At 40.3% G+C, this 14,620-nt stretch carries 13 protein-coding genes and 1 other RNA gene; 11 read left to right on the forward strand and 3 right to left on the reverse strand.

What is annotated here, in order from left to right; translation table 11 throughout:
• Window positions 1-3 precede the first annotated feature (3 nt).
• The 3 genes from aspS (at window position 4) to BR30_RS0101755 (ending at window position 2,966) form a co-directional block, all read left to right on the forward strand.
• Window positions 4-1,773: an aspartate--tRNA ligase gene (gene aspS / locus BR30_RS0101745; protein WP_026563470.1), complete on the forward strand. Its 1,770-nt coding sequence runs from the start codon at window positions 4-6 to the stop codon at window positions 1,771-1,773.
• A gap of 66 nt (window positions 1,774-1,839) precedes the next feature.
• Window positions 1,840-2,038: non-coding RNA, 6S RNA (gene ssrS, locus BR30_RS35560), on the forward strand.
• A gap of 160 nt (window positions 2,039-2,198) precedes the next feature.
• Entirely contained in the window at window positions 2,199-2,966 is a 768-nt protein-coding gene (locus BR30_RS0101755) for a tRNA threonylcarbamoyladenosine dehydratase (RefSeq protein ID WP_026563472.1), read from the forward strand.
• Between the two features lie 698 nt (window positions 2,967-3,664).
• Here BR30_RS0101755 and BR30_RS37620 read toward each other — a convergent pair.
• Both BR30_RS37620 and BR30_RS37625 read right to left on the reverse strand, forming a co-directional pair.
• Window positions 3,665-3,901, reverse strand: coding sequence for a hypothetical protein (locus BR30_RS37620; RefSeq protein ID WP_231507605.1), 237 nt, complete (start codon window positions 3,899-3,901; stop codon window positions 3,665-3,667).
• Between the two features lie 285 nt (window positions 3,902-4,186).
• Window positions 4,187-4,573 carry a nuclease-related domain-containing protein gene (locus BR30_RS37625; RefSeq protein WP_231507606.1) on the reverse strand — a complete coding sequence of 129 codons (387 nt, stop codon included), beginning with the start codon at window positions 4,571-4,573 and terminating at the stop codon, window positions 4,187-4,189.
• A gap of 175 nt (window positions 4,574-4,748) precedes the next feature.
• Here BR30_RS37625 and BR30_RS0101765 point away from each other — a divergent pair, with 175 nt between their 5' ends.
• Complete coding sequence (locus tag BR30_RS0101765) at window positions 4,749-5,678, forward strand: ABC transporter ATP-binding protein (RefSeq protein ID WP_026563473.1); 930 nt, start codon at window positions 4,749-4,751, stop codon at window positions 5,676-5,678.
• On the forward strand, window positions 5,671-6,615 hold the full coding sequence (locus tag BR30_RS0101770) for an ABC transporter permease (RefSeq protein ID WP_026563474.1): 945 nt from the start codon (window positions 5,671-5,673) through the stop codon (window positions 6,613-6,615). Before BR30_RS0101765 ends, BR30_RS0101770 begins: the two co-directional genes overlap by 8 nt.
• 53 nt (window positions 6,616-6,668) lie before the next feature.
• Here BR30_RS0101770 and BR30_RS0101775 read toward each other — a convergent pair whose 3' ends face one another.
• Complete coding sequence (locus BR30_RS0101775; protein WP_026563475.1) at window positions 6,669-7,940, reverse strand: replication-associated recombination protein A; 1,272 nt, start codon at window positions 7,938-7,940, stop codon at window positions 6,669-6,671.
• A gap of 164 nt (window positions 7,941-8,104) precedes the next feature.
• On the opposite strand from BR30_RS0101775, the gene cymR reads away from it, so the two are divergent.
• The 6 genes from cymR to BR30_RS0101805 all read left to right on the forward strand — a co-directional run bounded on the left by cymR (window position 8,105) and on the right by BR30_RS0101805 (window position 14,611).
• A complete protein-coding gene (gene cymR, locus BR30_RS0101780) occupies window positions 8,105-8,524 on the forward strand; it encodes a cysteine metabolism transcriptional regulator CymR (RefSeq protein WP_026563476.1) in 420 nt (139 codons plus the stop codon).
• Window positions 8,525-8,569: 45 nt separating this feature from the next.
• A complete protein-coding gene (locus BR30_RS0101785; protein ID WP_026563477.1) occupies window positions 8,570-9,712 on the forward strand; it encodes a cysteine desulfurase family protein in 1,143 nt (380 codons plus the stop codon).
• A gap of 40 nt (window positions 9,713-9,752) precedes the next feature.
• Window positions 9,753-10,871, forward strand: a complete 1,119-nt coding sequence (gene mnmA / locus BR30_RS0101790) for a tRNA 2-thiouridine(34) synthase MnmA (RefSeq protein ID WP_026563478.1) — start codon at window positions 9,753-9,755, stop codon at window positions 10,869-10,871.
• Window positions 10,872-10,967: 96 nt separating this feature from the next.
• On the forward strand, window positions 10,968-11,621 hold the full coding sequence (locus BR30_RS0101795) for a tetratricopeptide repeat protein (RefSeq protein ID WP_026563479.1): 654 nt from the start codon (window positions 10,968-10,970) through the stop codon (window positions 11,619-11,621).
• Between the two features lie 32 nt (window positions 11,622-11,653).
• On the forward strand, window positions 11,654-14,104 hold the full coding sequence (gene recD2 / locus BR30_RS0101800; protein WP_026563480.1) for an SF1B family DNA helicase RecD2: 2,451 nt from the start codon (window positions 11,654-11,656) through the stop codon (window positions 14,102-14,104).
• A gap of 33 nt (window positions 14,105-14,137) precedes the next feature.
• Window positions 14,138-14,611, forward strand: a complete 474-nt coding sequence (locus tag BR30_RS0101805; protein WP_026563481.1) for a PRC-barrel domain-containing protein — start codon at window positions 14,138-14,140, stop codon at window positions 14,609-14,611.
• Window positions 14,612-14,620 lie beyond the last annotated feature (9 nt).

A 14,620-nucleotide genomic window follows, 5' to 3' on the forward strand; every position in this document is an offset into this window, starting at 1 on the left:
ATTATGTTTGGCAGATCTTATTTTTGTGGGGAAGTCCCAGAATCAGCAGTCGGTGAAAAAATAACCTTGAAGGGTTGGGTCCAAAAAAGACGCGACCTAGGCGGATTAATTTTTATTGATCTCCGCGACCGTTCAGGGATTGTTCAAGTAGTCTTTAATCCGGATTTATCACAAGAAGCATTGCAAATTGCTGAAAAAATTCGTAACGAGTTTGTTTTAGATATAGTTGGAACTGTTGTCGCGCGTGATGCAGCAACCTTCAATGATAACTTAAAAACTGGGAAAATTGAAGTGCAGGCAGAAAAAGTAACAATCATTAATGAAGCAAAGACACCGCCATTTATGATTTCTGATAAAACAGATGCGTCTGAAGATATCCGCTTAAAATACCGCTACCTTGATTTCCGTCGTCCGGTTATTTTTGAAACCCTAAAGATGCGTCATCAAGTGACCAAGCAAATCAGAGATTTTCTTGATGGAGAAGGCTTCTTAGATATTGAAACACCAATTTTGACAAAAAGTACTCCTGAGGGAGCAAGGGATTATTTAGTGCCAAGCCGTGTTCATCCTGGCGAGTTCTATGCCCTGCCACAATCACCACAGCTTTTTAAACAATTGCTTATGGTCGGCGGCATTGAACGCTATTACCAAATTGCCCGCTGCTTCCGTGATGAGGATTTACGTGCTGACCGTCAGCCAGAATTTACCCAAATCGATATCGAGACAAGCTTTTTAAGCCAAGAAGATATCATGGGCATGATGGAAAAAATGATGACAAAGTTAATGAAAGAAGTAAAAGGTGTAGACCTGCCTGAGGCATTCCCACGGATGACCTATGACGAGGCAATGAGCCGCTATGGCTCAGATAAACCTGATACTCGTTTTGGATTAGAACTCGTCGATCTTTCCGAAATCGTTAAGGACTCAGGCTTTAAAGTATTCGCATCTGCAGTCGCAAATGGCGGTCAAGTAAAAGCAATCAATGTGAAAGGCGCCGCTGACAACTACTCACGTAAAGACATTGATGCCTTAACAGAGTTTGTTGCTGTATATGGCGCGAAGGGGCTTGCGTGGCTTAAAGTCGATTCTGAAGGGCTAAAGGGTCCTATCTCTAAATTCTTCTCAGAAGAGGATGCCCAAGCGCTTAAAGCGACCCTTGAAGCAGCAGAAGGAGATTTACTTCTATTTGTTGCCGACAAGAAAAAGGTTGTCGCCGATGCTTTAGGTGCCCTTCGCCAAAAGTTGGCTAGAGATTTAGATTTAATTGACCCAAGTTTATTCAATTTCTTATGGGTAACAGACTGGCCGCTCCTTGAGTACGATGAGGAGGAAGGACGTTATTATGCGGCCCACCATCCATTTACAATGCCGTTTAGGGAAGACCTTGAATATTTAGATTCTGACCCGTCCAAAGTACGTGCGCAGGCTTATGATATTGTCTTAAATGGATATGAGCTTGGCGGCGGATCACTCCGTATTTTCGAACGTCCGATCCAAGAAAAAATGTTTAACATTCTTGGATTTACACCGGAACAGGCAAATGAGCAATTCGGTTTCTTATTAAATGCGTTTGATTATGGCACACCGCCACACGGCGGGGTCGCGCTTGGATTGGACCGATTGGTGATGCTTCTTGCTGGAAGCACCAACCTAAGAGATACCATTGCATTTCCTAAGACCGCTAGTGCCAGCTGCTTGTTAACGGACGCTCCGGGTGAAGTTTCTGAGGCCCAATTGAAGGAATTATATTTGTCACTAAATGTTAAAAAATAGCAGGAATTCGCTTTCATGAATCCTTGAATCAGGTTTTTTAATATGCTATTATAAAAGCAACAAAGAAGAGTCCTGAGATGTACGTTGCGTTGCCTGAAGTTTTGACCGAACATTAATTATCCGGGAGTCTAGAGTTTCCTGATTGCGTAAATGCCCCACTCTAATACGGGTAAGGGGACTTACAATTTCGGGAACAGGACACCCACCTGCTGAATGCGGGATCAAAACTAAGGATGTTAAAAGTGACGGCATAATTGGGACTCTTTTCTATTTGCAAAATGCTCAACCTCCTGAACGTATCGGGAGGTTTTATTTTGCTTTTTACTATATTAATCCTATCAAGATACTTGTTTTTGATGGAGTGTATGATATATTTTTAATCGGGAAAAAGAAACATAACGAATTTAATAATTGGAGTGAACATTATGTTGCATCAATTTTCACGTAACGAACTTGCCATCGGTAAAGAAGGCCTAGAAATTATGAAAAACAGTACGGTCGCTGTTTTAGGTATCGGCGGTGTCGGTTCTTTTGCAGCCGAAGCATTGGCCCGTTCAGGGGTCGGCCGGTTAATTTTAATAGATAAAGACGATGTAGATATTACCAATATCAACCGCCAGTTGATCGCTTTGCTTTCCACTGTTGGTAGGCCGAAAGTGGAAATTATGGAGGAGCGGATTAGAGATATTAATCCTGACTGCGAAGTTATTTCCTTAAAAATGTTTTATACAGAAGAAACCTATGAACAGATTTTTAGCCATAATTTAGATTTTGTGGTTGATGCCTCTGATACGATTATTTATAAAATACATTTAATGAAGGAATGTTTAAAAAGAAATATTCCAATCATTTCAAGTATGGGAGCAGCTAATAAAATGGACCCAACCCGTTTTAAAATTGCTGATATTTCAAAGACTCATACGGATCCAATTGCCAAAGTCATCCGTACGAAACTGCGTAAGGAACGAATCCACAAAGGAATTCCGGTCGTGTTCTCTGATGAAAGCCCGATTGTGATTCGTGAAGATATTAAAAAAGAAGTAGGAAATGAAAATGCACCAATCCGCAAAGCGCAAATGCCGCCTGCATCAAATGCCTTTGTTCCATCAGCTGCTGGTTTGATTATGGCAAGCTATGTGGTGCGACAATTATTAAGCAGCATTAAAATTCAACGTGTATCGGATGAGAAATAAGCTTTTTTGTTTTGCCCTGAACATTTATTGGTTTGGGGTTTTTCTAGAGGAGATTCTACGTGCCCGACCACATGAGAAAAAGGGTAGGAGGGTAACGTAGGGTGGTTCTACGAGCCCGAAGGCGTGAGAAAAAGGATAAGAGTGTAACGTGGGGAGGCTCTATGTGCCTAATCGAATGAGATAAAGTGGTAGAGGGTAACGTAGGGAGGTTTTACGAGCCCGAAGGCGTGAGAAAAAGGATAAAAGGGTAACATAGGGAGGTTCTATGTGCCTAGCCGCATGAGATAAAGTGGTAGAGTGTAACGTAGGGAGCTTCTACGAGCCCGAACGCGTGAGAAAAAGGATAAAAGGGTAACGTGGGGAGGCTCTACGTGCCTAGCCGCATGAGATAAAGTGGTAGAGAGTAACGTAGGGAGGTTCTACGAGCCCGAACGCGTGAGAAAAGGATAAAAGGGTAACGTGGGGAGGCTCTACGTGCCTAGCCGCATGAGATAAAGTGGTAAAGGGTAACGTAGGGAGGTTCTACGTACCCGACCACATGAGAAAAAGTGTGAGTGGGTAACGTAGGAAGGTTCAACGTTACCAAACTCGTGTAAAGTAAGTTGGGAGGGGAACATAGAAAAGTCTATGTGCTCCAAACTTAGAAAAGAAGAACGAGGTAACGTGCATGCCAAATTCTTGGAAATAGCCTCCACCATTCATTCATAGTAGAACCATCGACCATAACCAATTGCTTTATAATTTTTCATTAATATTCTCCTAATCATCTTCTTTGACTTAATCACCCTACACCATTCATAAACCAGACTAGTGGTAATTTTTATATCAGGAAAAAGAAACTTTAGTTCTTCCACGGTACGTAGTACTGCTGATTCGATAGATTCTACATCTCCACATTTTTCACAAACAACAACCTTTTCTCCATCAGAAACCATAAATGAGTTGCATTTTGTATGGACAATTCCCTTCGTCAGTTTTCGATATTCATAAGTAGGTAACCGATTAGGATAGGGGGATTTATTTGAATGCAATGATATTAAACGCTCAGCTAACTTTTTGTGTCTGTCATTTAGTTTTGATGGTGTCCTGTCGAAATCTTCCATAAATCCATTAATCTGAGTTGGATAAACAATCGGCTGGTTAAGAGGCGCTTGATATAAGGTAAACGTGGGGTTTATAAAAATGACAGTTGTTTTAATGGATATGTTATAACCGAGATTTTAAAGCAACTGGTGGAGTAATAATTTACTACGTTTTATCTGGTCTAATGGATTAGTAATATCGTTCCCGGCTATTTTATGAAATCCTTCAGAGTCGTAAAAATAATCTCCAGAGTAATTTTTTATCTCAAATGGATAAATTGTATTTTGAGCAATGATTAACGTATCAATTTGAAATACTGTGTCGTTAATCTCAAGGCATAAGTCATTTATAACAAACATATCACTTTGAAGCTTTTCTGTTAAAAGATCAAACATTAATTCACCTTGGTAACCTTTCTCAAGTTTAAAATAGTATTTCTTTTCTTTTGAAGAGAGATTACTTCGTGCATTTAAAGCTCTCATAATTTTTAATTCAGTTGATTCAGAACGATACTTTAATGGCATGGTCTACTTCCTCTCATTTAATAAAACCCAATCTAATCTTATAAAACCTTAGGTGTGATGTGTATGAATATTTTGTTAAAATTTGGCGAATCAATTTTTGATGTTATCATTATAGAGGTAAATTTTTCTAGAATAAGATAAACTAGTGTGAGAATATATAGCGAGGAGAGAGAGTTTGGAAAAAATCGTTGAGTTGAAAAATGTAACGAAGGTAATTAAAGGTCGAACCATCATAGATAATATTAGCTTTCAGGTAAATAAAGGAGAGGTATTTGGCTTTTTAGGTCCAAATGGCGCAGGAAAAACAACGACAATTCGAATGATTGTAGGATTAATGGCGATTACATCTGGAGACATCGAGGTTGGCGGTTCCAGTATAAAGACTAATTTTGAAGAGGCTGTTCGTCATATCGGTGCAATTGTAGAGAACCCGGAAATGTATAAATTTTTGACGGGGTACCAAAATTTAATTCACTATGCAAGAATGGCAAATGGTATTTCCAAAGAGAAGATTGTTGAAATAGTAGAACTAGTAGGATTAACTGATCGGATTCACGACAAAGTAAAAACCTATTCTCTTGGAATGCGCCAAAGACTAGGATTGGCTCAGTGTCTCTTACATGATCCCCAAGTCTTAATTTTGGACGAACCAACAAATGGATTAGATCCTGCTGGCATCCGGGAGATCCGCGACTATGTCCGCTTACTGGCACGTGAAAAAAATCTCGCTGTAATTGTTTCAAGCCATATGCTTTTAGAAATGGAAATGATGTGTGATCGGATTGGCATTATCCAAAATGGCCGCTTAATTGATGTGCAGCTTGTTCAGGAACTTGTTCATGGAGCCTCTGAAATGACCTATGAACTAGAAGTAGTCCCCGCGGATAAAGCCTTGAACCTGATTGGAGTTCACTATCCAAATGTTCGAGCAAACCTTTCAAGGAATGGAATAACCATCGAACTTCCGAAGGAACAAATTCCAACCCTAATTAAAACTTTCGTAACCGAGGATATTCAAGTTTATGGAATCAGGGAAGTTGCCAAGACGTTAGAAGATCGTTTCCTTGAATTGACAACCGAAAAGGGGGCGCCAAGTCGTGGTTAATTTAATTAAAAATGAGTGGATGAAAATTTTTAAACGGCCTGGGACCTATGTAATGATTGCCATCCTAGTAGTTATCACTGCTATCTTTGGTATTTTTCATAAGTATCAAGAAAAGGATTTCACCCTCGATAAAAATTGGGAACAGACATTACAGCAGGAAAATGATGCTCTAAAGAAGCAGATGAAACAAAGCAATTCAAAGCTGGAGAAGCAATTTTTCAAAGAAGAAATCGCGATAAATGATTACCGCATCAAGCATCATATTCCCTTTAATGAAAAATATAATGTCTGGACATTTGTAAAAGATGCGTCCCAACTGATTATCCTGCCTGGATTATTTACAATTATCATTTCAGCAGGGATTGTCGCCAGTGAATTCAACTGGGGAACCATCAAATTGTTATTAATTCGACCATTTAATCGCAGCAAGATATTGATCTCCAAATATTTGACTGTATTATTGTTCGCGTTATCAATGCTCGGCATTTTATTTGTTTTCTCGGCTTTGCTAGGGGCACTTCTTTTCGGAATGCCAGACCATGCAGTACCATATCTAAATTATTCTAATGGTCAAGTAACTGAACAACCGATTGTCATCTACTTGTTGATTTATTATGGATTAAGTTCGATTGATACGATTATGTTAGCGACGATGGCATTCATGATTTCATCAGTATTCCGGAACAGTTCCTTAGCCATCGGCTTATCCTTGTTTTTATTGTTCACAGGGTCTCAATTTACTGTTTTGTTAGCCCTTAAATTTAGCTGGGCAAAATACATCTTGTTTGCAAACACTAACCTTATGCAATATGTGGACGGGACACCCATGGTGGAAGGAATGTCGATGACATTCTCAATCATCATGCTGCTCATCTACTTTGTCATATTCCAATTCCTAGCCTTCATAGTTTTCAACAGACGGGATGTGGCCTCATAAAAAAGAAAAGGGTGTCAGGCACCATGTGAAGAATTCACATGGTGCCTGACACCCTATTTTTTCCTTGTTAACTTTTCGTATACTATTGCAAGTGCTTGTTCGAATTTTCCGGTTTTCTTTGGTTGGTAGTATTGTTTGTGTTTTAACCGGTCGGGTAGATATTGTTGCGGGACCCAGCCATTCTCGTAGTCATGAGGATATTTGTAGTCGATTCCTCTGCCAAGTTCCTTTGCTCCTTTATAATGAGCATCCTTGAGATGATCAGGCACTTCCCCGACAATGCCTTTTTGAATATCTTCGAGTGCGGCCTGAATAGCTACAACAGCCGAGTTTGATTTTGGCGACAAACATAATTCAATCACGGCATTGGCCAGTGGAATTCTTGCCTCTGGAAAGCCAATTCTCTCAGCTGTTTCAATCGCAGCTAACGTGCGTGCACCTGCTTGTGGGTTAGCTAACCCGACATCTTCATAGGCGATCACGATTAATCTTCGGCTGATACTCGGCAGGTCCCCTGCTTCGATTAATCGGCCGAGATAATGGAGTGCAGCATTGACGTCGCTTCCGCGGATGGACTTTTGAAAGGCTGATAGGACATCATAATGCCCATCCCCGTCTTTATCGGCAACGAGGCTCTTTTTTTGCAAACATTCTTCTGCTGTTTCCACATCGATATGAATGATCCCATTTTCGTCTTTATCCGTTGACAATACAGCTAATTCTAAGGCATTAAGAGAACTTCTTACGTCCCCATTGGATCCTTGGGCAAAATGCAGCAAAGCTTCATCAGCCATTTCTACCATTATCTTACCTAACCCGCGTTCCTCATCCTCGAGTGCACGCTTTAATGCTAGTTTTACTTCATCAGGTGTTGGCGGCTTTAACTCGAAAATTTGACATCTACTCCTAATTGCAGGGTTAATGGCATGATACGGATTACTCGTGGTGGCACCAATTAAGACAATCATTCCGTTTTCTAAGTAAGGTAATAAAAAATCCTGCTTCCCTTTATCCAAACGATGGACCTCATCAAGGAGCAAAATAACTTTTCCTGACATTTTTGCCTCGGCGGCAACAATTTCCATATCCTTTTTATTATTCGTGACGGCGTTAAGTGTCCGAAAGGCATATTTGGTGCTGCCGGCAATTGCACTGGCAATGGACGTTTTACCGATACCGGGCGGACCATATAAAATCATCGAGGTCAGTTGTTTCGCTTTCACCATTCTTGATATGATTTTTCCATCGCCAACCAAATGCTGCTGCCCGACAACTTCTTCGATCGTTCTAGGCCGCATCCGAAATGCTAAAGGCTTTTGCTGCATGGTTACATCTCTCCAAAAATTCGAATAACAATCTAACTATTTATAGCCCTACTTTACCATTTTCCATTGAAAAAGCATATTAAAGAAGAATATGATATAATTAATGCCTATCAAATTACTATGGATTTTAAATTTTATTTAATAGATACGAATAGAGGTGCGATATGAAAATATCAACAAAGGGTCGCTATGGTCTAACGATTATGATTGAACTTGCTAAAAAGCACGGTGAGGGTCCAACTTCATTAAAAACAATTGCACAAGCGAATGATTTGTCCGAACATTATTTAGAACAATTAATAGCTCCGTTGCGTAATGCAGGTTTAGTAAAAAGCATTCGAGGAGCATACGGTGGCTATATTCTAACGAACATCCCATCCAAAATTACTGCTGGTGATGTGATCCGTGTCCTGGAAGGACCAATTGCCCCCGTTGAAGGGATAGAGGATGAAGAACCTGCTAAGCGGGAATTGTGGATTCGAATTCGAGATGCTATTAAGGACGTATTGGACAATACTACCTTAGAGGATCTAGCGAATCATAGTAATGACGAAACGCCAGAAGGATATATGTTTTATATTTAGGGTAAAAAAGAAACATTGAGAATTATTTTGATAGAAGGTGTAAATGTGGAACGAATCTATCTCGACCATGCGGCAACATCGCCTATGCATCCTATGGTTATTGAAAAAATGCTTGAGGTGATGCAATCAACTTTCGGAAATCCTTCAAGTATCCATTCCTATGGGAGGGAAGCCCGTCACCTGATTGACCAAGCACGTTCGGTGCTAGCAGGCAGCATTGGCGCAAAGGAAACCGAGATTATTTTTACAAGTGGCGGAACAGAAGCAGATAATATGGCGTTATTTGGAGCCGCTGAAACGTATCAGCATAAGGGCAAACATATTATCACCACTGAAGTGGAGCACCATGCTGTCCTTCATGCATGCCAAAAATTAGAAAAACTAGGATATGAGATCACTTATTTACCTGTCGATGATATAGGCCAAATTTCGTTGGCTGACCTTCAAGCTGCACTAAGGGAAGATACCATTCTAGTGTCAATTATGTATGGTAACAACGAAGTAGGGACGCTCCAGCCAATCAAGGAAATTGGACTGTTATTAAAAGATCATCAAGCAATCTTCCATACGGATGCTGTCCAAGCATATGGCGTTGAAGAAATTGATGTCAATCATAGCTTCATTGATTTATTATCTGTCTCAGCCCATAAAATCAATGGACCAAAAGGAGTAGGGTTCCTTTTTTCAAAATCAAATATTAAGCTTTCTCCACGTTCCTTCGGTGGTGAGCAAGAACGAAAAAGACGGGCAGGGACTGAAAATATTGCCGCGATTGTTGGTTTTCATGAAGCAGTTTTACTATCAAATGAAAATCGACTGGCTAAGCGTGAACAATTCCTTGAACTGAAACGAACGTTAATCGATAAGCTGCGAGAGCTAGATGTAGAATTTGACATAAACGGATTACTTGAAAACTCTTTGCCACATGTATTAAACTTAAGCTTTCCTGGGACAAGTGTGGAAGCAATGCTAGTCAATCTTGATTTAGCGGGAATTGCTGTATCGAGCGGTTCAGCCTGCACGGCGGGCTCAATTGAACCTTCCCACGTGCTTGTTGCCATGTTTGGTAAAAACTCAGAACGATTGACTAATTCGATTCGTTTCAGCTTTGGCTATAATACAACAATTGAAGAAGTTGTTAAGGCAGCGGAAGAAACGGCAAGAATTGTTTCACGTTTGAAAAAATAAAATCTAGTTAAGCTTTTGGGCAATAGAGAGGTGAAATTCATTGGAAACAAAAGATCCGAAAAACACTAGAGTGGTGGTCGGAATGTCTGGTGGAGTAGATTCTTCGGTGGCAGCACTTTTGTTGAAGCAGCAAGGCTACGATGTCATCGGTATTTTTATGAAAAACTGGGATGACACCGATGATACCGGTTTTTGTACAGCAACAGAAGACTATGAAGATGTCATCCGTGTTTGTAACCAAATAGGCATTCCGTATTATGCAGTTAATTTTGAAAAACAATATTGGGATAAGGTATTTACCTACTTCCTTGAAGAATATAAAGCAGGTCGGACCCCAAATCCGGATGTTATGTGTAATAAGGAAATTAAATTTAAAGCCTTCCTTGAACATGCAATGAATTTAGGGGCGGACTATTTAGCGACCGGACACTATGCACAAGTTGAGTATCGGGATGGAGAATATAAAATGCTCCGCGGTCTGGATGAAAATAAGGATCAAACCTATTTCTTGAACCAACTGACCCAGGAACAATTAAGTAAGGTGATGTTCCCTATTGGAAATCTTGAAAAACCAAGAGTCCGGGAAATTGCTAGGGAAGCAAACCTTGCCACAGCTACTAAAAAAGATAGCACTGGGATTTGTTTTATTGGCGAACGGAATTTTAAAGAGTTCTTAGGTCAATATTTGCCGGCCCAGCCAGGGAACATGGAGACGTTCGCTGGTGAAGTCAAAGGTAAACACGAAGGCTTGATGTACCATACGATTGGTCAGCGTCATGGTCTAGGGATTGGTGGTTCGGGTGAGCCATGGTTTGCGATTGGTAAGGATTTAGAAAGAAATATCCTTTATGTCGGTCAAGGTTTTCATAATGAAAAACTCTATTCAGACTCGATTACGGCTGTAGGTGTCAGCTGGGTATCCGACCGGGAAAAGCCAACTGAATTCAAATGTACTGCAAAATTCCGCTATCGTCAGGAAGACAATAACGTAACCGTTCGTCTCTTGGAAGATAATCAAGTGGAAGTTATTTTCGACGAACCGATTCGAGCGATTACACCAGGACAAGCGGTTGTTTTTTACAATGGTGATGAATGTCTCGGCGGTGGGACGATTGATCAAGTTTTTAAAAATGGTGAACGTTTAACCTATGTCGGATAATAGAAGACCTGATTCCTTATTTGGAGTCGGGTTTTTTTGTTCAGGTTATTTTTTTATAAAATATGATATACTTTCTCTTAGATTGGAGTGGTAATAATGGATAAAAACCAATTAGGTGTACAATACATGCAGGATGGCAATCTGGAAGAGGCGGCAAAGGCCTTTAATGAAGCCATTCAAGAAAACCCAAAAGACCCTGTTGCCTATATAAATTTCGGAAATGTACTTTCCGCGGTTGGGGACGACGAAAAGGCTCTTAATTTTTATCAAAAAGCAATTGAAATAGATGAAAACGCTGCGGCGGCTTATTATAGTATTGGGACTTTGTTATTTAGCAGGGACCTATTCAACGAAGCTAAGAATATGTTTGAGACTGCCATGAAAAAGGGTTTGCAATCCAGTGATAATTATTTCATGTTAGGGCTGACTCTTGTTCAGTTGGATCAAGGGAAATTTGCGCTCCCTTACTTACAAAGAAGTGTGGAGTTAAATGAGAACGATGCTGAAGCTCGTTTTCAATACGGATTATGTTTGGCGCAGTTAGAATTAATCCCCGAGGCTGTCATTCAATTTGAAAAATGTATCGAATTGGATCCAACTCATTCCGATGCTTTTTATAATTTAGGTGTCTCCTACGCCTTTCAAGACAATCTGACAAAAGCATTAGAAATGTTAAATAAAGCACTCGACATTCAACCGGACCATCTGCTTGCAGGTCATGCGAAAAAATTATTAGAAAGCAATCAATAATAATCATTATTTTATAGAAGGGAGGGAGCTAAATGGAAAAGCAAGACGCGTTGGATTTATTTGCTGAACAGGGGAAATTTGTAAAAGGCAGACCGATTGTCACCATTTTTCACAATGAACAAAACCTTTATACGGTTTTACGGATAAGAGTTGATGAAACAAATCATCCTTATGAGGACAAAGAAGCTGTGGTCACCGGTTATTTTCCAAAAGTCCATGAACAGGAGACCTATATCTTTTTCGGTGAATTTAAGGATCATCCTAAGTTTGGACTGCAATTTCATACCAATCACTTCCGCAAAGACATGCCCCAATCGAAACAAGGGGTCATCAACTATTTATCGGGAGAGATGTTTAAAGGTATTGGGAAAAAGACGGCTGAAAACATTGTTGAAACCTTAGGAGAAGACGCCATCTCAAAGATTCTCAACCAGCCGTCCTTGCTTGAATCCATTCCAAAACTCCCTCCTGAAAAAGCAAAAATGCTCTACGATACATTAATGGAGCATCAAGGATTAGAGCAAGTTATGGTTGCTTTAAATCAATATGGCTTCGGACCCCAAATCTCGATGCGTATATATCAAGCCTATAAAGATGAGACGCTTGAAATTATGCAGAAAAATCCTTATAAACTTGTTGAAGATATCGAAGGAATCGGTTTTGGCCGGGCTGATGAGCTAGGTTACCAACTGGGGATTTCAGGGAATCACCCTGACCGGATTAAAGCTGCCTGTCTCTATATCCTTGAAAATGAAAGCATGCAGACGGGTCATGTATACATTCATGCTGAGGACTTATTAGAACAAGTAAAAGCACTTTTAGAAGAGAACAAGCGCGATCAAATAGAATACATAGATATTTCAAATGAAGTCATCAAGCTGCAAGAAGAGGGGAAATTAATTGGTGAAGAGAAACGCGTGTACTTGCCATCCTTATATTTTGCCGAAAAAGGGCTAGTAACAAATATCCAGCGTATCCTCGAACAAACAGAATATAAGGATCAATTTCCGGAATCTGAATTTCTACTTTCATTAGGAAGTTTAGAGGAACGACTGGGTGTGCAATATGCACCCTCGCAGCGCGAGGCCATCCAAACGGCGTTAATGTCGCCGATGTTGATTCTAACCGGTGGACCAGGAACAGGAAAAACAACTGTTATCAAAGGAATTGTAGAACTTTATTCAGAACTGCATGGTTGCTCCTTAGAGCTTAAGGATTACCAGAAAAAAGGCGAACCCTTTCCGTTCTTATTGGCAGCCCCGACAGGAAGAGCCGCAAAAAGGATGAGTGAATCCACCGGCCTCCCAGCTGTAACCATACATCGCTTACTTGGATTTAATGGTCAAGAAGGATTTGACCGTGACGATGCAAGTCCGCTCGAAGGGAAAATTATCATCGTAGATGAAACCTCGATGCTCGATATATGGCTCGCAAATCAATTGTTTAAGGCGCTTCCCGAAAACATACAAGTCATCATGGTAGGTGATGAAGATCAATTGCCATCGGTTGGACCGGGACAGGTCTTAAAAGATTTGCTCACATCTGAACGGATTCCAACCGTACGTTTAACGGATATTTACCGACAGGCAGAAGGCTCTTCGATTATTGAACTTGCCCATGAAATTAAAAAAGGCTACTTGCCCGCCGATATTACAGTAAAGCAAGCAGATCGTTCGTTTATTAAATGTTCAACAACACAGGTTGCACAAGTGGTTGAGAAAGTCGCCTTTAATGCCAAAAATAAAGGCTATTCGGCGAAGGATATACAAGTGTTAGCCCCTATGTACAGGGGGCCGGCCGGAATTGACCGCTTGAATGTTTTATTGCAAGAAATTTTTAATCCTAATCCTGATGGTAAAAGAAAGGAAATTGCTTTTGGTGAGGTAAAATATCGGATTGGTGATAAAGTACTCCAACTGGTAAACCAACCAGAAAGCAATGTCTTTAACGGGGATATTGGGGAAATTATCTCGATTATCTATGCGAAGGAAAACACCGAAAAACAGGATATGATTTACATTTCCTTTGAAGGCAATGAAGTCGAGTATACCAGGCAGGATTTAACTCAAATTACTCACGCTTATTGTTGTTCCGTCCATAAATCGCAGGGCAGTGAATTCCCGATTGTCATCTTACCTGTGACAAGAAGCTATTATCGGATGTTACGTAGGAATTTAATCTATACTGCCATTACCAGAAGTAAACAATCCTTGATTCTCTGCGGCGAAGTAGATGCCCTTAAAATGGGTGTAGAAAGGGCGGATGAACTTTCCCGCCAAACTACCTTGTGTCAAAAGCTGCAAGAGTCGATTACAGCTGCTACACTTATTGGCGAAAAGCTTGAGTCAAATACATCTAAAGAAAATATTGACCAAGGTGAAGAAATAGGCTCTGTCTTGTCCTACGAAGAAAAATTCATGCAGGCTAATCCAATGGTTGGTATGGAAAACGTTTCACCTTATGATTTTATGTTAAATGACTAACACTATGAATGTTCACAGGAGGTGGGACACTCTTTGCGGACATTCTCTTTATTAAAAGGACAGCCTGTTTTTGAAACAAACAGCGGACAAAAAATTGGCGAGGTAAGTGATTTATGTATCTCGAGCACCGGTAAGGTAGACGGTCTATTGGTAAAAAAAGGCGTTTTTTTCAAACAATCCTTTTTTTTGGATATCCAAAAAGTGGCTTCCTTCGGTGCAGATGGGGTAATGATTAAGGCTAACGACTCTTTAGTAAAACTGAAAGACCCCCAATATACACTTACACATCAACAGCCATTAGACGGGATGATGATGCTTTCAAAAAGCGGAGAATCCCTCGGTTTGTTAAAAGATGTATATTTTCAGGAGGAATTGGGCACAATCATAGGGTACGAAATCACGGATGGCTTCTTTTCGGATCTTACGGAAGGCAAACAAGTCATTCAATCCGGGAAGCCCTTAGCAATCGGAAAGGATGCCATTATCGTTGACGTAAATAATACGTGAGGTGTCTTT

This window comes from Bacillus sp. UNC41MFS5 (assembly GCF_000686805.1).